Annotated in this window: 11 protein-coding genes; all 11 read right to left on the bottom strand. The window is 65.9% G+C overall.

The annotated features are described in order from the left end of the window. Positions 1-28 precede the first annotated feature (28 nt). The gene (locus tag OG207_RS35530; RefSeq protein ID WP_329104432.1) at positions 29-4,075 is read right to left on the bottom strand and encodes a type IV secretory system conjugative DNA transfer family protein; all 4,047 of its coding nucleotides are present in this window, start codon (positions 4,073-4,075) and stop codon (positions 29-31) included. Positions 4,076-4,211: 136 nt separating this feature from the next. Then, positions 4,212-6,269, bottom strand: a complete 2,058-nt coding sequence (locus OG207_RS35535; RefSeq protein WP_329104434.1) for a hypothetical protein — start codon at positions 6,267-6,269, stop codon at positions 4,212-4,214. A gap of 141 nt (positions 6,270-6,410) precedes the next feature. Further along, positions 6,411-8,177: an AAA family ATPase gene (locus OG207_RS35540; RefSeq protein ID WP_329104436.1), complete on the bottom strand. Its 1,767-nt coding sequence runs from the start codon at positions 8,175-8,177 to the stop codon at positions 6,411-6,413. Between the two features lie 433 nt (positions 8,178-8,610). After that, positions 8,611-11,148, bottom strand: coding sequence for a relaxase MobL (mobL, locus tag OG207_RS35545; protein ID WP_329104439.1), 2,538 nt, complete (start codon positions 11,146-11,148; stop codon positions 8,611-8,613). Between the two features lie 94 nt (positions 11,149-11,242). Continuing rightward, complete coding sequence (locus OG207_RS35550; protein ID WP_329104441.1) at positions 11,243-12,286, bottom strand: hypothetical protein; 1,044 nt, start codon at positions 12,284-12,286, stop codon at positions 11,243-11,245. Next, positions 12,286-12,810 (bottom strand): hypothetical protein, encoded by a 525-nt coding sequence (locus tag OG207_RS35555; RefSeq protein WP_329104443.1) that lies wholly within the window; start codon positions 12,808-12,810, stop codon positions 12,286-12,288. The genes OG207_RS35550 and OG207_RS35555 overlap by 1 nt, the downstream gene beginning before the upstream one ends. A gap of 63 nt (positions 12,811-12,873) precedes the next feature. Next, a complete protein-coding gene (locus OG207_RS35560) occupies positions 12,874-13,584 on the bottom strand; it encodes a hypothetical protein (protein WP_329104445.1) in 711 nt (236 codons plus the stop codon). Next, a complete protein-coding gene (locus OG207_RS35565; RefSeq protein ID WP_329104447.1) occupies positions 13,581-14,369 on the bottom strand; it encodes a hypothetical protein in 789 nt (262 codons plus the stop codon). The genes OG207_RS35560 and OG207_RS35565 overlap by 4 nt, the downstream gene beginning before the upstream one ends. 74 nt (positions 14,370-14,443) lie before the next feature. After that, positions 14,444-15,145, bottom strand: coding sequence for a hypothetical protein (locus tag OG207_RS35570; RefSeq protein ID WP_329104449.1), 702 nt, complete (start codon positions 15,143-15,145; stop codon positions 14,444-14,446). Next, positions 15,142-16,125 (bottom strand): hypothetical protein, encoded by a 984-nt coding sequence (locus tag OG207_RS35575; protein WP_329104452.1) that lies wholly within the window; start codon positions 16,123-16,125, stop codon positions 15,142-15,144. Before OG207_RS35575 ends, OG207_RS35570 begins: the two co-directional genes overlap by 4 nt. Positions 16,126-16,318: 193 nt before the next feature. Further along, positions 16,319-18,196, bottom strand: a complete 1,878-nt coding sequence (locus OG207_RS35580) for a phage tail tip lysozyme (RefSeq protein WP_329104454.1) — start codon at positions 18,194-18,196, stop codon at positions 16,319-16,321. Between the last annotated feature and the right edge of the window lie 749 nt (positions 18,197-18,945).

An 18,945-nucleotide genomic window follows, 5' to 3' on the forward strand; every position in this document is an offset into this window, starting at 1 on the left:
TCCTTGTCCGCCCCTGAGTGGCCGTCAGTTACTTCGAGTTCATCTCGATGGCCATCGCCCTGTCGAACCGGCCGTCGGCCAGCACCTCCCAGCTCGGCAGCGAGGCCAGGTACTGGTAGAAGGCCGAGTAGACCTTCACCGTCGCCAGCGACTTCAGGTCCTCCTCGGTGACGTCCTCCTCCGCGAACACCCGCGAGTCCTTGCCGTTCACGTGGCCGTTGATCCGGCGGGCGGCATTGGCGTATGCGTCCGAGCGGATCTGGCTGATGTAGGTCTGAGACCCATCGGCGCTGCGCAGTTCGCCGTCGCCGCCGACCGAGAAGTGCTCGCGATCCTGCTCCAACTCGGTCTGCGCGGACTTGTAAGCCTCACCGATCTCGATGTCCAGGCTCTTGACCTTTGCCGAGCCGTCGGGATTGACCAGCATCTCCTTGCTGATCGTCCCCTCCGCGTAGAGCAGACGCTGCCGCTCGACGCTGACCGCCTGGCTCTCGGCGACTGCGACCCCGACCTCGACGTTCTCGATGAACTGGTCCTCGTCGAACATGCTCATCCCCTCGTACTCGTCGGGGTCGACGACCACCGGAGCGTTGGGGTCCTGGCCCTTGTCGACCGTGGTCATCGTCGTGATGACCTCCATGACCTCGTCGGCGTAGACATCCGGGTCCAGGCGCTCGACGTCGACCTCCTGGTAGCCGTAGATCTCCTTGTACTGCGCCTTCGCGTCCGCGGCCTTGACCGCCTGCCGCATGCGCTTCTCCAGCATCTTCACGAAGTCCGGCTGATTCATCCGCACGTCGAAGTCCATGGCACTGGACAGCGTTGGGATCGTCTGCAGCGAGTACGTGTGCCCCGGGTGCTTGATCGTGTTCCCCAGTAGCCGGAACGACATCGGCAGGATCGTCTGGTTGCGGTTCCAGATCGGCGCATCGCCGGCCCGGAAGACGATCGAGTTGCGCGGCGAGAGGAAGGCCATGTCGTTGTAGCTGATCAGCGGCTCTTCCTTGGTGCTCATCGTGTAGGAGACCCGGCCCTCGGTCTTGCCGCCGATGACCTTGTCGAGATCCTGGCTGATCTGCTTGCTGTCCCTGTACGACCGGTGAGTCTTGCCGCTCATCTTCTCCAGCGTCTCGATCATCGAGTCGTCCGTGGATTTCAAGAAGACGATGTTCGAGGTGTTGCCCTGCACGATCTTGTCGACGCTCTCGCCGTAGACGTCGCGCAGTTGCTGCAGGGTCTGCAGGATGAGCGTGAACTGCTGCTCCTGGCCCAGGCCGATGGAGAGCATCGTCGCGAAGCCGTCGATGCCCTTGCCCTCCGACTGCAGGTTGCCGAGCTCGTCGAGCATGAACCGCGTGCGGTAGAGCGGCTTCTGGTTGGACTTCGTCATGTACGCCTGGTCGGCGCTCACGTCGAACAGCTGCTTGACCAAGATCAGGATCAGTTTCGCGTACTTCATCAGGTGCGGCGGAGTCACGAGGAACAGCGCCTTCGGGGACTCCGAGTAGCGGGACAGTTTCTGCGTGATCGCCCGTGCCTGATACGAGACCTTCTCCGGGTTGCCGCCGCCGGAGAAGTCGATCCGCGTGTCCGGGTAGAGCGTGTCCCCGGCCTGGAAGGACAGGATCTTCCCGTCCCGAGTGCCACCCTCACGCACCGGCTTCAGCTCACGCATCACGCCGTTCTTCACGATCTTCTTGCCAGTCACCGGCTCGACCACGTAGTGCCGGCCATTGAGCGAGACCTGGTGGGTCTTCGTGAAGCTGAAGTAGAAGGTGCGCACCAGCATCTTCGTCTGCGGGTTGACCAGCTCCAGCTTGAGCCAGGCTTCGTCGTCAGGGAACTTGCCCTTGAAGTTGTACCGGGCCCAACCTTCGCGGCCGACGATCTCCTCGTGCTCGAAGTCCTCGCCGAGGCTCTTGGTGAACATCGGGTCCGCGTAGGCCGACCACACGGCCTGCTGACCGACGAGGTGGTCGCGCTTGACGTAGTTCGGCGCGAAGCGCACGCCGAGGCGGCGCGGGAAGCTCAGGCCGGCCAGGTCGGTGTTCTGCGACGGCTTGCCCGAGGTCAGCGTCGAGATCGTGGGGTCGGTGAAGAACGACATGGCGGTGATCGCGATGCCGTACACCGAAGCGAGCATCTTCTCCGCCCCGGCCATCGAGCGCAGCGCGTTGTGGGTGTTGCCCACCAACGTGCGCATGTTGTTGCGGGGCAGCTCCTCGCTCGCGTTGAAGTACAGGCTGAGCATGTCCTGATCGGCCTTGCCCTCCCACATGAAGGCCTGGGCCGCTGCCTTCTCCTGCGCCTCGGCCAGGGCGTCCCCGTTGTTCTCGAACTCGCCGGCCTTGACCCGCTTCTCCAGTTCGGCCTCAGGGTTCTTGATCTTCTTCGAGCTCATCTGCACGAAGAGCTGGTAGCAGTTGTAGAGCGTGACCTTGCCCCAGAGGTCATCGAGCTTCTGCTCGAGCAGCGCCGGGTCCATGCTCAGCGCGGCCGCGGCGCTGCGCAGCTCCCGTTCCTCCTCCAGGTAGAAGTCGATGAGTCCGTAGGCCGCGCGCTTGAAGGCGTTGTTGGCGGCGTTGGGCCAGACCGGGTCCTCGCCGGCGTCGAGCGGAAAGAAGATCCCGGCGATGTTCTCCACATAGAGCGCGCACTTGGTGAAGTTGCCCTCACGCGCTGCGTCGGCCGCCAGCCCCAGGGGGTTGTAGATGTCGGTCTTCATGGAGTTGATCAGATTGAACTGCACCGGTTCGAACCCACGTGTGACCAGCGGCACGTAGTTCTTCACCAACAGCTCGCCCTTGGGGTCGTTGATGACCATGTTCGAGGGCTTCTTCTCCCGCGACCACATGTCGATGACCGGCTCGATGTACGTCTGGCCCTTACCGGCTCGGGTAATGGCCAGCACCATGGTGTTCACCGGCGCGGTATCGACCACGTACGCCCCGGCAGGGCGCTGGACCTCGTACGCCGGGAACGTCCAGTCCTCCTTGATCAGGGCGGCGACGGTCTTGTACGTGTCCGATCCGAAGCCGAGTTTGTCCCGGTTCTTGCCGTCAGGGTTGTACGGGATGCGAGTGGTGTCGTACTTCTGCCGCAGGGTCTTGACATCGGGGAGCCCGGATGCCTCGAACAGCTCGTCGCCGAAGCCTTCGTCGATGATCGGCAGGGTCTGCGTCAGCGGACTGCCTTCGTCGTCGTCCATGACCTCGCCGGCGTAATAGGCGAGGTTGCCCTCCTCATCGATGACGTCCTTCTCGGCGCGCTGGGCGACCTCGACGGTGCCCAGACCCTTCTGCCTGAGCATCATGTGGCTGAGCATCGAGCTGACCTGCACGCTCGAGTGAGCGCCGGCGTCGGGGAACCAGTCGTAGTTCTGCTGGATCTCTTCCGGCAGAGCGATGTGCTGGTCGTTCTGGTACTGGTTGATGTCGCTCGTGGTGTTCATCAGGTTCGCCGCGGCGACCCTCCGCGAGAACCACGTGCCGATGATGAGGGCGACCATCAGACCCGAGCCGAGCGTGATGAAGAGCTTGAACCCCGAGACGTCGGCCAGCTGCTCTCCGACCGTCGTCGCGCTCTTCTCGGGCTCAGCCGGCCTGCCGGCGCTGAGCTCGTCGTCCTTTGCCGCGGTGTACCAGATGGGCACCGGAACAGCCTCAGCGCTGGGGTAACACTTCGCCTTCACGTCCGGGTTGCCGTCCTTGGTCAGGGGCCGGTAACACTTCACGACCGAGCCGCCCGCACCCGTCGCGGTGTCCTGAACGTAGTACGCACTCGGCTTGCCGCTGCCGCTGCCGGACACGCTCGAGCCCACGGACACGCTCACCGACAGCACCGCCGCGGCGATGAGCGAGTAGAAGACCCAGGCAACGACCGTCACCAGCACTCCGGCGATCACCGCGACGACGGTGCCCGGTCTGGTCGACCTCAGGGTCAGGAACTTGCTGCGGTCCAACTGCTGGTTGTCGTAGACGTCTCGGTTCGTCAGCGTCTCGACGGGCGTCCGCGCCGAGATCTTCTCCCAGCTGCTCGCCTTCGGCCGTGCTGCCTTCCGCCTGTTCGTGGCCATCGTGATTCCTTGCTCTCGAGCCTCGCTCATTTCGCTGTCCCGCCGTCCAGTGCGCCCGGCTGCGCAGACGACGACGGCGCATGGGGAACGCGCCCCATGCGCCGTCAGATCACCCCGTCGGTCCTGACCGGATCGCTCAACGGATCGAGACCACCCCGACGATGAAGCCGGCCACGCCCATCAGGAGCGAGAGCGTGACGATCAAGACGATGAGGATCTTGTTCGAGCGGCTCTGCATCTCGGAAGCCCGCGCCAGCTCGTTGGCGTAGGACTCCTTGTCGGCCTGCATCTCCGTCAGGCGTGCTTCGTACCGCTTGGCCACCGAATCCTCGACCATCGACAGCTGCTTGAGCAGGTCGGTGACCCGCGTCACCTGGGAGTTGGTCTTCTCCTTCTCCAGGTTGAGGTTGTGCTGCCAGTCGGCGTCCCGAGTCGTCATCTGCGCGATGGCGTCCTTGCGGTTGCGTTCGAGCTCGTCCTCCATACGGCGGATCCGGTCGGCGTGCTCAGAGCGCACCGACTCCAGGAGGTCCCGCTGTTCCCGGCGCAGGATGCCGATCTCGTCCGTGGTCCGCTGCTGCTCGGCCAGCGCCTCGAACTGGGCGATGTCGGCCTTGCGGTTGTCGTCGACGATTCGCTGGATCTCGGACTTCCACTGCCTCAGACGCTCTTCCTCGGCCGCCAGGTACTCCGACTGCCGCTCGGCCAGCACCTCGAATATCCGCGTCTGCCCGGTCTGCATCTTCAGCGTTGCGTCCGACCGCCGGACCCGCAGGATTTCCTGCTGGTTGTGCGCGTGGGTGTCCTCGATGTCCCGCTCGATCTCGGCGGTGGAGTCAATCTGCTCGCGCTCCATCCGCGAGCGGTTGCGCTCCTTGTACTGCAGCTCCGCCGAGAGCGCCGCCTGCTGGGCCACCTTGGTGGCCTGCGCCTCATAGTCCTTGGCGATCTCCGCCCGGCGGGCTCGGATCTTTTCCTCCCTCTCCGTCTGCCGCTGCTGGTGCTCAGCCTCAGCCGCGTCCTTCAACAGCTTGTACCGGGAGCCCTCGCGGTCGGTGGCCACCGCACGGATGACCTGCTCGGTGTGTGCCGACATGAGGTTGACGTAGAGCGCACGCAGCTCGTCCTTGTGCGCGGAACGGAGCTGCATCAAGTCTGCGTTGGCCTGCCGGTTGAGCTGGGCGACCTGGTCCCCGAGCCACTCGGTCGCTCCCTCGGGCACGGCGATCTGTACGACCGGTGCGCCGATGGCGAAGGTCGCGTTGAACTCATCGAGCCGGACGTCCAGGTCCAGTTCCTCGGAGAGGAACCGGCGGGCGATGACGTCGCGCACCTGGGCCTGATCCGCCAGCAGCACAGCGTCTCCGGCCTCCTGGTGGTCGCCTTCGATGCCGTAGCCGGCGTCGGTCTCGTCGAAGCCCTCGTAGCCGGTCACCTCGTCGCCGTCGTAGTCCGGCTCTGGCTCGACCGAAGCGGTGCCCACGTCGTCCCCGTCGAACACGGGTGCGTCCACCCCTTCACCGTCGTCGACGACGTCGCTGAAACGCGGCTCGTCGTCCAGGCCCTCGCCAGCCCCCTCGTCACCGGGGATCTCATCGAAGATCGCATCCCCCTCGTCCTCCCAGAAGACCGCCGGGGCGGGGACAGCGGTCCCGGCCTCGGCGACCAGGCCGCTGTGCTCTTCCCACGCCTTCTTGCCCACGGCTTCTTCGAGGCTCGTGGTACCTGCAGCGACAAAACGCGCCTGTGCGAAGGTCGCATCGTTCACCAGATCGACGAGCAGATCGCCGCCGGGCTTCTGCCACACGACGGCCCAGGCGTAGGTGGCGCCGGTGAGCAGCGAGTACTCCTCCATGCGCGCGAGGGTCTCGTCGGTGGGGATGATGCCGAAGACCTCCTCTTCGATCATCTCTGCCGTGGCCACCGTGCGGATCTGGTCGGAGCTGATGAGCTCGATGATCGAGCCCTTCGCCTCGTCCCGGCCGTGCCGCATGCTCAAGCCGCCGATCTCGTCGGCAGCAAGCACGAGCATCACCCAGGCCGTGCCGCTGGGAAAGACGAACGGAGTGTTCGACCGCAGCAACTCGACCGCTGCCGGGATCGCCGTCTCCCTCACCACGGAGGCCAGAAGCTCGTGGGGCTTCTTCTTCCGTTCCTTCTTCTGGCGGACCGCCGCCGTTCCCAGAATGCCCATTGATGCCGATCCCCTCGCCAAAAGAACACAGTCCGCCTGGTTTATGAGCATCCTATCGTCGTCTTGTCAGAGTAGGCAACTACAAGACCTCGAAGGGCTATCGACTCGTTAGTCGACTGGGTCCTGCCTGCCTTGACCGACTCATCGCACCGCACTGACCTCGATGTGGGCATCGGAACTCAGCAGGTTTTTGTCGTCGCTGACCAAGTCGCCGACGACGTCAATGCGGATCCGTCGCTCTGAGGGGTGCTCGTTGAGGAAGGTCGCCACAGCGGTGGTGACCTCGTCGGTCAGTTTCGCCATGGCCGCACGCGCGCCGCCGGCATCGGAGTCGGTGTCACCCTTGTCCTCGATGAGGTACTGCAGGACCCTCGCATCGACGTCGACCCGCACGTTGTGCTTGATGAACACCTCCTGCACCATCTGCCGCAGCTTCTTTCGCACGATCTTCTGCTGCGTCGGCAGCGACAGCGGCTGGAAGGGTACGATCGCGTCGATGCGGCCCAGCAGCTCGGGCGGGAACCGGTTGTCGCCCGTCGTCGAGGAGATGGAGCGGCGGATCAGCTTCTCGTACTCCATCAGCTGTTTGCCCGAGCCGGTGTCGTCGGCGGCGTACTGCGAGATGCTCTTGTAGATCTCCGTGCCGGCGTTCGTCGTCAGGACGATGTATGTGTTGAGGAAGCTCACTTCGCGGTTGTTGTCGTCGTTGAGCCGGCCGTCGTCGAGCACCTGCAGTAGCACGCGCGTGACCATCGCCGAGGCCTTCTCGACCTCGTCGAAGAGCAGTACGGCGTGGGAGAGGTCCCATACCCGCTTGGTGAGTTCGGAGCGGAAGGCCGCGAATGACGAGTCCTCGGCGTACTCCGTCATGTCGAAACGGATCAGGTGCCGCTGGTCATCGCCGAACAGCAGCTTCGCCAGCTGCTTGGTGAGTTCGGTCTTGCCGACACCGGTGGAGCCCGTGAACAGCAGGCTCGCCATCGGCTTACCCTTGTCGTTGAGGTCCGCCACCGCCAGCTGCAGGCGACGTGCCACCGCGCTGGTCGCCCAGTCCTGGCTGAACACCTTCTCGTCCAGCTGCTTCTTGATCTTCGCGCCGTCGACCTTGAAGGCCACGTTGACGTTCAGGGTCTCCATGAGCACGTCCGAGAGCAGGTCCCGGTCCATCGGCCGGTGCGTCAGGCGAGACCAGCCGACCATGGAGTCGAGCACGAGGATCGACTTGCGCGGTTGAGCGCTGGCCGGCATGTAGCGCTGGGTGTACTCGTAGATCTGCCGGAAGATGTGGTCGTCGTAGAACTCGTCGGCCACCCCGTATCGTTCGGCCATGCCCTGCAGGATCTTGATGGTCGTCGACTGGTCGGGAGGGTTCAGGTTGATGCGTTGCAGTCGCTCGACGAGCGGCTGGTTCGGCGAGATGTGCTTGTGGAACTCCTCGTAGGTTGTCGCCGCGATGATCCTGATGCCGCGGGTTCCCGATGCGGCGAGGACCGGCTTGATCGCCTCGACGGCGGCGTCGGAGAGCTGAACCACCTGATGGAACTCGTCGATGAAGAGGATCAGTTCGTGCTTCTCGTTCCTGACGAAGTCCTCGGCCTCGTCGAAGAAGCCCTTGAGAACCGCGGCCATGTTCTCGGCGGTGCCCGCCTCGGAGATCATGCGCGCTGGGTCCACCTCCAGGTAGAGGCGGTCCTTGTCCACCAGCATCGTGGCCTGGACCAGGGCCGTCTTGCCCGTGCCGGCCTCGGCCAACAGGAGCGCGTTGCACAGCTCGGGACGGCTCATCGAGGCCAGCAGCTGTGTCGTCTCGTGCTCGCGGCCGACGATGTCGCGCTCGGCCTTCTTCAGTGGCTCCGAGAGCTTGGACAGGAGCCGGTAGCGCTCGTTGAGCTGCACCTCTTGAAACATGCCACACAAGACCTCTCGACAGGACTGATGATTCAACTGGAAAATCAGTCGAAACCTATCACGAGTCGCACTTGATAGGGCACTTGATGGGGGGTTGGAAGGGTTGTTGAGCGCATTCCGAGTCCTTTCGTTCTGCGCTCTGGTCGAGGGTTGCCCACCCGCTGCACTCGGGCTGGCTGTCCTTCGGCGCCTGGGGCTGCTCGGGCTGGTAGTCGAAACGCTCACTGGCTGGGCCTTGGATCGGAAGCCGGCGGCCGCGCGATCAGTGCTCTCGGTGGTGTGAGCTGACTGGCAGGTAGGCGCCCCGCGATAGCGCTCCAGCGAAGCCGTCATGGCTCGTCGCCCCATCCCGCTCGTGTCCCGTGTAGCCGAAAGGCCCCTGGATGTCGTTCCAGGGGCCTTTCGAGGGGTCAACTCGGCCTCGACCTTGGTCTCAGCCGACCGTCGGCTGGTCGACCTCGACCTCGGCTGCCTGCTCCCGCTCGATCTCGGGGGCCGAAGCCTGAGCCTGTGACTCCTTGGCCGCGGCCTGGGCATCGCGGGCTGCGCGCATGAAGGCGAACTGGTTGTCCAGCGTTTCGCTGTCGACCTTGAAGTCGGAGGCCTCGACGGACTTGGTGTTGACCACCGGGCCGGTGCCGTGCGTCGCGGGCACCACATTGCCCTTGAAGTCGTAGACGGTGCCGACCTCGTTGCCGTCCTTGTCCAGGATCGGCTCGGTGTTCGGCCCCGCGGCCTTGGCGATCTCGGTATCTACTGTGGTCACAGCCTGATCGACTCGGGCCTGGACCCGCACGACGAGGCCGGCGTCCAGCGAGGAAGCCTTGGATTGCCGCATCCGCTCGGCCTGCCCGCGCCCGGCGCGCAGCTCCGCGATTCGGGAACGCAACACGAGCGAGCCGGATCCCTCGCCCGACTGCTGGGGCATCAGCTCCCGGGAGACCCGTGTCATCGCCGCGACATCGTTCACCGGCAGATCGGGAATTGCCTCTGCCTGACCGGACTGGTCCAGGTAGTCCATCGCCGCCAGCAGCAGCCGTCGGCGATCCCTGGCCGTCTCGACGAAGGCCTGGTGTGCGCGTTGCCCGATTGCGACGTCGGTGACGAAGTCGTAGCCCAGGTGGTGTAGATCCAAGCCCTTGACCTCGTCGAAGTCATACGCGGCACTGACGACGACCTTGAAGTCCGTGCTGACCGCGTCGGTCTCCGTACTCGCCCGGTCCTCGGCGCTCGACCCCACGCGCAGCACCAGGCCGGAGGAAGCGAGATCGGCCCGGAGGCCGTCCAGCTTCTGGTCGTAGGACTGCTTCATCGTCCGAATGCGCGCGTCCAGCACCGCCAGGCCGCGCTTGCCCTCGGTCAGGAGCCTGCCGCCGGGCTGATCGTAGATCGTCCGGCCCAGATTCTCGGCCTCCTCGGAGTCTTTCGTCCGCTGCAGAGAGGCATCCGCGCGCAGGGCCATGAGCGAGAGCAGCCGCTGGCCGTAAGCCGCCACGTCCTGCTGCTGCTCGTGCCACGCGCCTGCATCCCCGACGAAGGGTAGGAAGTGCCGGTACTTGCCCATCAGCCTCCAGTGGTAGTCCTCCTCGAAGCGATAGAAGTCGTAGAGCGGGCGCGAATCCTCGGCGGCAACACCGGCCTTGTCGGCCCGTTCCCACTGGTGAGCGAGATCGCGATAGACCTTGACCTTCTCCCGGTGATGCTGCAGACGTGAGGCGTAGCTGCGCAGCCGGAAGCCGAAGGAGACCAGATCGGCTTCCGTGTTCCCGTGGTCGACCTGACGATCTGCAGCCAGCGCTGCCATCTGCTGATAGTCCATCCCCATGACTTCGAGCATCGGCGTGCGCACGCGCAGTTCCGACTCCTGCATGGTTCGCAGCATCTGGTAGATGCCGTTGACGGCGCGCTCCGTGATCTGCGTACGTCCCTGCTCGACCAGCTCCTGCCATTCCTCCGCGCTCAGGGACTCCTTCGCGCGGCGCTCGTTGGCGTGGTCGACGATGCGCCCCATGGCCTCCGGCATCGGGGACCCAGCACGTTCGAGCTGCTCCTTCACGAGCTCGGTCACCAGCTGGTTCGCCTTGCGCATGCGAGCGTCGTTCGAGCCGGCGCGCCACAGCGTTCGGTCCACAGGCAGGCAGGCGAGCAGAAACTGCGGCAGAGACTCGGCACGGATTCGCTCGTGCGCCCACCGCTTGATGAAGGTGGTGACGTTGCGCCGCTCGTAGCCGACGGCGCTGGAGAGGTGAGCCACCGCCTGCTTCTCGTCGAGCCAGGCATCGACGCCGCGGCGGAGCCGGAACTTGTGCCGGTCCAGTAGCTTGCCCCGCTGTGTGCCGTTCTTCGTCACCTGGCCCCGGCCGCCGTCGACCATGGCCAGGTGGCAGTGCACATGCTCGGTGTCGACCTGGATGACCCCCACGTACCGCAGGTCGTCGAAGCCGCTGGTGCCCGAGCTCATCCGCTCCAGGCCGTACATGATCGCCATGCGCAGCTTCATCTGATCGATGTGGCCGCGGTAGTCACCGCGGGCTTCGCAGTGGAAGTCATCGGCGACGATCTTTTGCTTCCGCAGGTACTCCTCGTCGAAGGACAGCACGGTCTTCAACACGGTGTGCCCCGCGTCGAAGTAGCGCTGGATGTCCTTGCTGGCCGCCTTGAGCTGTTCGTCCGAGAGCGAGACCGAGCCGTAGCCGAAAGCCACGCCGCCGTCGCCTTGGGCCTGGCGCATCTCGTGCTTCGTCGCACCCCGCGAGATGCCGACGCGCTCGACGGCGGACTCCCGCGCCGTGTAGCGCAGGATGAAGTCGTCGGTGCGCAGACGCTGGATCGGAGCCAGAGACTCCGTCGCCTGCGCGCGGGCCATGTACCGGGTGACGTAGTCGCCCGGCGTCGCGCCGCGCGATCCCTTGCCACCGGGCAGCGGCACGCTGAACTCGTTCACGATCACGATGTCCTGCTTCAGGCCCATCGTCGCTCTCCTTCCCGTCTCGCTACCGATGCACTACGGCCCCGGCTGCTGTCCGCCAGCACCCGGGGCCGCGCACGTCATGCCTGATCCGTCCTCAGGAGCCCAAGCTCTGCTCGTCGTCAACGCCGAAGTCCAGATCGGCCGCACGCTGGGCCACCTGGAGCTTGCGCTCGTCCAGGCTCGGAACGGGCTTGACCTCACGTCGGCGTGTCTCCTGCTCCTCCGCCTCCAGGTCGGGATCCAGGTTCAGGTCGCGCTGCGCCTCACGGGTCGGAACCGAGGAAGCGGACGGCACCTTCTCCTCTTCAGCCCTGTGCAGTGGTGCAGCCACGCGCTCCCGGTAGAGGTTCTCCGTGGTGCCCTCGGTGCTCGCACGCTCGGTCTTGTACCGTTCCCGTTCGGCGGCGATCTCCGCCTCGATCTGCCGCAAGCGTGCGTTCATGCCGTCAGCGACCGGCGCTGCCTCGGGCACGGGCGCTCCGACGACCTGCTTGACCTCGGTGTCCAGGCCCAGCTCGTCCTCGGTGAACAGCAGGTTGATCGCGTCCGAGCGCGACTTCAGCCCACGTGCATCGACTACGGCCTCGGCCCGCGGGACGCCGTTCTTGGAGTGGTCGGCGAAGTAGCCGGCGAGGTCATAGCCGCTGGACTCGAGATCGATCTCCAAGCCCCCGATGCCGTGGATCTGGGCGAAGACCACGGGCACGTCACCTTCGGTCTGCACCTCCGACGGAGCGAGGACAAGCATGTCCGCCGTGGCCGGCAGCTCCCACTCGATCCCGGTGACCTGCTCGGGCACGGTGAAACCACTCGTGAAGTATCCCTTGCCGGCCAGCACCACCAGCTGCTGGTCGTCGAACTCGTAGAAGGCGTCCACCTTCTCGCCCTGGCCGGGGGAGTAGGTCACCTGGGAGATACCGAACGGCAGGGCCTCGGCCGGGGTGACCGAGCGCAGCTCGCCCGTCATGTGCAGATACGGACGATAGTTCTCCTCCACGCCCCGATGCTTGAGGTCGAGCGATTCGACCATGACGCCGAGCTCGGCGACCACCCCCTCCAGCCGGTACGTCTCCACTCCTCGTTCACGCAGGACGCGGTGGGCCCATACGTCGTTCATCGTCAGTCCTGCGGTACGCATCACTTGCTCCTCTTGCGGTTGGTCTTGTTCGTGTGGGTGGGCCTGGTCGTGGACTTCGGTGTGACGTCGGCCCCGGTCGCCTCGCCCCGGGCGTCCTGGATCTTCGCGATCATCCGAGTTGCCCAGCGCCACATGCCGCGCATCACGACGATCTCGCCCGCCGCGAGCAGTACGACCAGGAAGAGGAGCGGCATCAGCCACATGGCGATGGTTCCATCCGCGCTGAGCGCACCCCGGGATGCGCCCGACTGCTGGTGCAGCCACGCGCCCAGTAGCGGGAGGATGACCACGGCCGTGATGAATGCCAGCAGATAGTCGGCGAGAAGGACGACGGCCCGGAAGAACCCCGCCCACACCACGACGGAGAACCTACCGGCCTGATTCTTCGGAGCCAGGCGCCGCCATCCGGTGCGCAGCTTCGAATCCTCGTGCTCCTCCTCGGGCTTCGCCGTGGTCTTCCTCGCCGCCGCGGCCGTGCTCGTCGGGACAGTCGTCTCGGTCTTCTCCAGGGCCTGAGTCGACATGTTCGTGTCCTTACGTTTCGTAGGGGTCTTCTGGGGTGCGTGCCGAAGCGGTGGGCGCTCCGCTCACCGTTTCGGCTTGGGGGAGGACTGTTCCTCGCTGGCGCCGACGAGGGCGTCGCGGGTCTTGCTGGAGGCCCGGTAGGCGTCCAGCGACGTCGCCGTGCCGTCCTGAGAGGTGGAGTAAGTGAGGACCACGAACTCGCTCTTGGCAGTGCTGCTCTGAGTCGGGCCAACGCGGACCGGATCGAGACGGGCCACCCCCGTGTAGGAGTAGTTCAGGCCCTGCACCCGACTCACGTGGACGTCCAGATCAGCAAGCGCGTACGTCGTCCCAGCGCCCTTCGTGGCTCCGGTCGCAGTCATCCACTCGGGCACGAACTCGGTCAGTACCCGGGACTCGTGGTCGAGGAAGCCGTAGCGCGCGTCGAGTAGCGCCTGCTGCTCCTTGACGGTCCGGCTCGTCGCCGAGCTGTCCGTGAGGCCGAGCAGAAGGGACCGGCCCGTCGTCCTGTCACGGTTCACCCGCTCGATGTCCACGCCCGGCAGCTGGGCCAGCAGCGCCGTGTGCTGTGCCGCGAGCTCGGTCTGGGCGTCGCTGAGGTTGCCTTCGAGCTTCTGAACGACCGCGTCGTCCTGGACGTCCGACGCAGCCGGAGCGTCGCTGAGCAGGCTGGCTCCGAGCGTGACCACCGAGAGCGCGAGCAGCGCCCCGGTGCCGCCGAGCAGGATCCTCCCGGCGTGCAGTCGCAACTTGTCCTTGGTCTCCTCGTTCACGGTGCCTTCACCTCCTGCTCCAGAGCCTCGCCCGTGGCCGTCGTACCGGTCTGGATGTTCACGAAGGCGTTGCGGACCAGGTCGTAGTCGGCGCGGGCCCAGGCCAGCACCGCCGGCTTCTCGCCCGCACCGGTCCTGGTCTCCATCGCCAGCCAGGTCACCGCGATGGTGCCGTCGTCGTTGACCAGGTAAGGCGCCTGGACGGCCCACTCAAAGCCGGAGTTGAAGCTCATGGGGATCCCGACGCCGGCTGGTACGTCCTTGTCGCTGGCGAGCAGGTACCACGGGCCCAGGTCTCCCTGGTGTACCGAGGGGGCGAAGTAGGGGATGAGGTTGCGCAGCGTCGACTGAGACGTCGCCGCGTCGAGCTTGCCGCCGGCTGCCGCCACGTTGGGCGTCAGGTAGCGGTAGTCGTTCTGCAGCTTCGCGACCTGACCAGCCGCCGTCAGGGCCGTGGTCAGACCACGCTCGGCGTCGCCGACCTTCGGTAGCGCCGCGGTCTTCGCCTCGGTGATCCTGATCTGCTCCTGCAGAGAGGACATCTCCGGTACGGCCGTACCGCGCGCCGCGCTCTGGCCGCCGGAGATTCCTGCGGAGAGTACGAAGCACAGCAGTGCGCCGACACCCATGCTCAGGCCGGCCGCAAGGGTGGGCTTGCGCAGGATGCCCGCGGGCTCCGTGTGCTCAGGAGCGTCCGCGCCCTCCTGCGAGGACCCGGACGTCGCGACGAAGCGCGTCTTGCGTACCGTGGACCCGCTCGACTCCTCGGCCTGTGTCGATGCCATTAGACCTCAACTCACCGTTCCACTCGAATATCAGCGCAACTCTATCAGCGAGGCGAGTCGAAAGGGAGTGTGAGTCATTTGGAATGGCGAGTCTCGCCGCTCGCCGGCACGCCGGAGAGGTTCGAGACCTTGCCCTGGGCGTCGACCGTGACGAAGAGCAGCGCGCGCCGGTGCGCCGTGACGCTGGCTTTGCTCGCCTTGTTCTGGGACGTCGCGTCGGAGGTGGCCTCGACGTCGGCAAGGACGGCGTAGGTGTAGACGCCCGCCTTGGCGTCGATGACCTCTATGTCCGGATCCGCGCCGAGGGTCGAGTTCAGGCCAACCGTGTCGATGTAGTAGTAGCGCCGCCCTTGGGAATCCTCGTTGAACCTCGACGGGGGCATGAACGACTTCAGGAACATCTCGTTCTCGGTGAGGTCGAACCGACTCTTCAGTCTCTCGCGCGCAGCCTCGTAGCTCTGCCCCGAGTCCCACGTGAAGACCATCGAGAGCAGCGACCTGATGCGCTCACCGTCGGTGCTCAGCCGGCTCTGGCTGACACCCAGGGCCGCCATGACGTCCGCGTTCGCCTGCTCGGCGCGACTCTTCTGGACTGCCGCCAGACGTCCCTCGACATCGTTGATCCGGGCTTCCTGCTCAACCACGGCCGCGTGCTGGCTGCTCCAGGTCGCTCCGCCAACCGTCGCGACGACCGCGAGGACCGCTGCCGTCCCCAGGACCGAGATGTTGCGCCGGAAGAATCCCCGCCGCGCGGGTGCTGCCGTCTGCTCCGTCATCGCTTCCCGCCCTCCTCCTGTGTGCCCGTGCCGCTGAGCTCGGGTACTCCGGACCCGGCCGGCATCTTGACCGCCGGGTTCTCGTACTGAGCCCCGGCGGCGGTTACCACGAGGGCCAAGTGGTCGAAGGCCCCCGCCGTGCCGTTGCGCACGTAGCGCGCGCTCGCCCAGGCGAGCACCTCGCCGCTCGTCGTGTCCCGGCACAGCCAGACGACCCTTGCCTGGTTCGTCGCGCCCGGGCCGCCCTTCACGCTCAGATCGGGCATCACCGTCTCGACCTTCCATGCGTACGTGCTCGGGGCGGCTGCCTTCTCGCCGTCATAGCGGATGTACCAGGCGTGGCGCGGATCGATCTCGGTGGTCGCATCGAACGGCGTCAGTGACGAGGTGCTGTACGCCTCCTTGTCGCTGACGAGGAAGGAGTCCTTGCCGAAGAGCGGCGCCAGGTCCCGTCGGTGCTCGACGATTTCCAACGTGGCCTGGTTCGGAGCCCCGTTGTTCGTGCTGGGCTGGACACTGGCCTGGTGGTACAGCGTGGCGAAGGTCTGCTCGCCCGCCGCGACCTTCTTCGCGTCGGCGGCTGCCGCCTCGGCGAGCTTCGACAACTGCGCGCCGGCGTCCGCCTTCACGGGCGTGGACTGGGCATCGTCCAACTGTTCCTCGAGCTGGACGATCCGGGCCTCGTTGTCCGCTGTGGTCGCCTTGAAGCTCTCTCCGGTCACGCCCGTAGCGACGACCAGGGCGAGGATCCCGGTACTCATCACCGCGGTGAGGCCACGGCGGAGCAGGCGCGCGTTGTCCGCTGGGGCGCGGGCCTGGCCCTTCTCGCGCTGGCGCATCATCCAGCCCGCGAAGCGCTCTTCGAGCTCAACTCCGGTGACCTTCGTGTGCGTCTTCGATGCCGCGGGCTTCTTCTCGGGCATCGACTCGCTCTCCCGCTCCGATCCGGTGCTCTCGGACTCGTCAGGGGGTGTCGTCACGGAACGCTCCTCACTCCGCATTGTCCTCATAAACGACTCGAGCCTATATCAAAAGCCATTCGCGGCCGAGTCTGAATCCATTCAGTGAGGGCATCGAAGGTGGGACTGGCGCGCGGGCCTGACTCGGACACGAAGAAGCCGGTGCCCGGATCGCCGAGCACCGGCTTCTTCCTCCCAGGTCAGATGCCGCGCATCAGGCCGTCTTGATCTTGTCGGAGGTGAGCATCGCATCCGACATGTCCACGAACTTCCAGCCCTCGGCAGCCAGCCGCGCTGCGCTGTCGACGCGGACCCGGCCCATGTAGGCGCAGTAGCCAGCCTCACCGACGATGACCTTGTCCCCTTGGACGCCGAGCACCACGAGGGTGTGGCCGACGGGAGTGGACCCCGGCCCGGACCCGACCGAGTAGGGGACAGGGGTCGACAGCATCGTCTTGCCGGTCCCCTGTGCGATCGAGTAGGCCGTCTGCTTGCCATCACCGGCCGGGTAGGCCTGGAACGTCGTGTACTTGTTCACGAAGTAGGTCGAGAAGCTCACGCAGTTCATTGCGTGGTTGTCGCCGCAGGAACCGGGGCCGCCGCCCGGACCGTACCGGTCGTCGAGGAACTTGTCGCCCTCCTTGTTGAAGAGGTCGACGAGGGCCTGGGCCTCCTCCTGCGTCATCCCGCCGTCTTTCAGCGAGACAGAACTGCCGGTGGAGGTGCAGTTTCCCAGGATCGTGTCGATCCCGTTCGCTATGTTCTCGATGATCCCGCCGACGATGTCCTCGACGCCACCCACGATCGAGCTGTCGACCGACCAGCCGCTCATCTTGCCGAACCACATCTCGGCCTTGTCGCCTCGTGCAGAGATCCCGGCCGCGCCGTCAGCGGAGCGCTCCCAGTTCTCGTGAAAGTGCAGCGCTGCCGCACGCGGCGAGCCCTGCGACTTCCTGAGCATGTCCTTGAAGACCGCAACGTCGCCCGGGTTGTCACCATCGACCATGAAGGCCAACTGGGCCTTGATCGTGAACCAGTCGACGCCCTTGCCGTTCGCGTACTGGCGCAGCAGCGTGTTGCGGCCGAACGTCCACTGCCCGAGACCGATACCGTTGTCCGTGTTCTGCGCGGCGCTGGCCTTCGCGGCGGTCATGGCATACGTCCCCGTCGGAAAGTTCTGCACACTCGTCGGGTCGATCCCAGACTCCTGCGACCAGTTTCCGAGGATGCCCGCGATGTTCGCCTTCGGCATCCCCCAGCTGCTGAGTACCGAGTAGATCTCCTTGGCGTTCTTCTCCACGTCCGCCGGGACGGTGGCACCGGAACCGTTGCCGACGCTACCCGCGTTGACGACGCACGCCGCCCTGTTCGCGTTGATGCGTCCCTCGGTCAACGCCGTCGAGTTGAGGACACCGGTCAAGACCGTGCCCAGCAGGGCCACGGTGGCGGTCATCGCGACCACACCCGACAGCGCTGCCGCTACAGGGGCCATCGTCGCAGTGACGGTGATGCCCAGGATCGCGCCGGCCCCCTTGGCCAGGAAGCTGCCGATCGCCATGAACGGCGCAGCGATCGCGTGAGCAACCGCCTTGACGACGTTGACGATGAGCATCCACAGCAGCTTCCCGGCGTTGACGGCCATCGCCATGGCTGCGAAGAACATGGACTTGAGCCAGTTCAGTAAGGCCATGGCCATGATTACGCCCACGGCTGGCGGAGCAGCCGCCGCACCACCGCCGACGGCGACGCCCTTGGCCGCCTTCGAGCCCAGGCCCTCGTCGTCCTTCGTCGCACTGCGCTCGTAGCCCGTGCCGCCGACACCCAGCTCGCGCTGGTCGGCCGGCTTGGCGTCCGGGCTGCCGCCGGTGGCCTTGGACACGCCCTTGACCGCGTCCTGGGCCCCCTCGACAGCGACGTTCTTCGCTGCGCCAACGGCGGCTCCCGGAAGCCCGCCAGCCTGTGCGCCGGCCACGGCACCGGAGACAGCAGCTCCCGCGTAACGCCCGACGTTACGACGGGTCGCGCTGCTGCCGTCTCCTTCGATCGCCTTCTGGGTCGCGCCTCCGGCCAGGTTCCCGGCGACGCCGTTCATACCCTGCTTGAACGTTGCCCCGGCATTCGCGGCCCCGGCTGTCTTGCCTGCGGTGCCTGCGGTGCCTGCGGTGCCTGCGGTGCCTGCGGTGCCTGCGCTGTCCGGTATCTTCGGCCCAGCCCCCGACGTCTTCGGCCCAGCCTCCGGGATCTTTGGTGCAGTGTTCGCCGCATCAGATGGGGCAGAAGGGCGGATCGTTGCCCCGGCATTTGCGGCCCCGGCTGTCTTGCCTGTGGTGCCTGCGCTGTCCGGTGTCTTCGGCCTAGCCCCCGACCTCTTCGGTGCAGTGTTCGCCGCACCCGATGGCGCAGAAGGGCGGATCGTTGCCCCGGCATTTGCGGCCCCGGCTGTCTTGCCTGTGGTGCCTGCGCTGTCCGGTGTCTTCGGCCCAGCCCCCGACGTCTTCGGCCCAGCCTCCGGGATCTTCGGCGCAATGTTCGCCGCGCCGGAAGGACCGGAAGGACTGGAAGGACCGGAAGGATTGGAAGGACCGGAAGGATTGGAAGGGTCGGAAGGACCGGAAGGATCAGCTTCCCGCCCCGGGAGCTGCTTGAGCCCGGTGGCCTTGCCCTCCGGAGGCTTCCTGATGCCCTCCTTGTGGCCGAGGCTCTTGGCCCCGCGACCCTGCCGAGGTACCCCCTGACTCACCGACGTGTCCGGCCGGTCCTTCGTCGTCCCCTTCTTGGAGCTCCGATTCGGTTGGTCGGCGGCCATGCTGTTTTCCTTTCCGGCTCAATCCAGGTAGCAGG

This window comes from Streptomyces sp. NBC_01439, from assembly GCF_036227605.1.
Classification (GTDB): domain Bacteria; phylum Actinomycetota; class Actinomycetes; order Streptomycetales; family Streptomycetaceae; genus Streptomyces.

Bases quoted from the DNA above. Each gene is read 5' to 3' on its own strand.
- OG207_RS35550 (WP_329104441.1), bottom strand. From the start codon at position 12,286: ATGCGTACCGCAGGACTGACGATGAACGACGTATGGGCCCACCGCGTC.
- OG207_RS35580 (WP_329104454.1), bottom strand. From the start codon at position 18,196: ATGAACGGCGTCGCCGGGAACCTGGCCGGAGGCGCGACCCAGAAGGCG.
- OG207_RS35565 (WP_329104447.1), bottom strand. From the start codon at position 14,369: ATGGCATCGACACAGGCCGAGGAGTCGAGCGGGTCCACGGTACGCAAG.
- OG207_RS35540 (WP_329104436.1), bottom strand. From the start codon at position 8,177: ATGTTTCAAGAGGTGCAGCTCAACGAGCGCTACCGGCTCCTGTCCAAG.
- OG207_RS35530 (WP_329104432.1), bottom strand. From the start codon at position 4,075: ATGGCCACGAACAGGCGGAAGGCAGCACGGCCGAAGGCGAGCAGCTGG.
- OG207_RS35535 (WP_329104434.1), bottom strand. From the start codon at position 6,269: ATGGGCATTCTGGGAACGGCGGCGGTCCGCCAGAAGAAGGAACGGAAG.
- OG207_RS35570 (WP_329104449.1), bottom strand. From the start codon at position 15,145: ATGACGGAGCAGACGGCAGCACCCGCGCGGCGGGGATTCTTCCGGCGC.
- mobL (WP_329104439.1), bottom strand. From the start codon at position 11,148: ATGGGCCTGAAGCAGGACATCGTGATCGTGAACGAGTTCAGCGTGCCG.
- OG207_RS35555 (WP_329104443.1), bottom strand. From the start codon at position 12,810: ATGTCGACTCAGGCCCTGGAGAAGACCGAGACGACTGTCCCGACGAGC.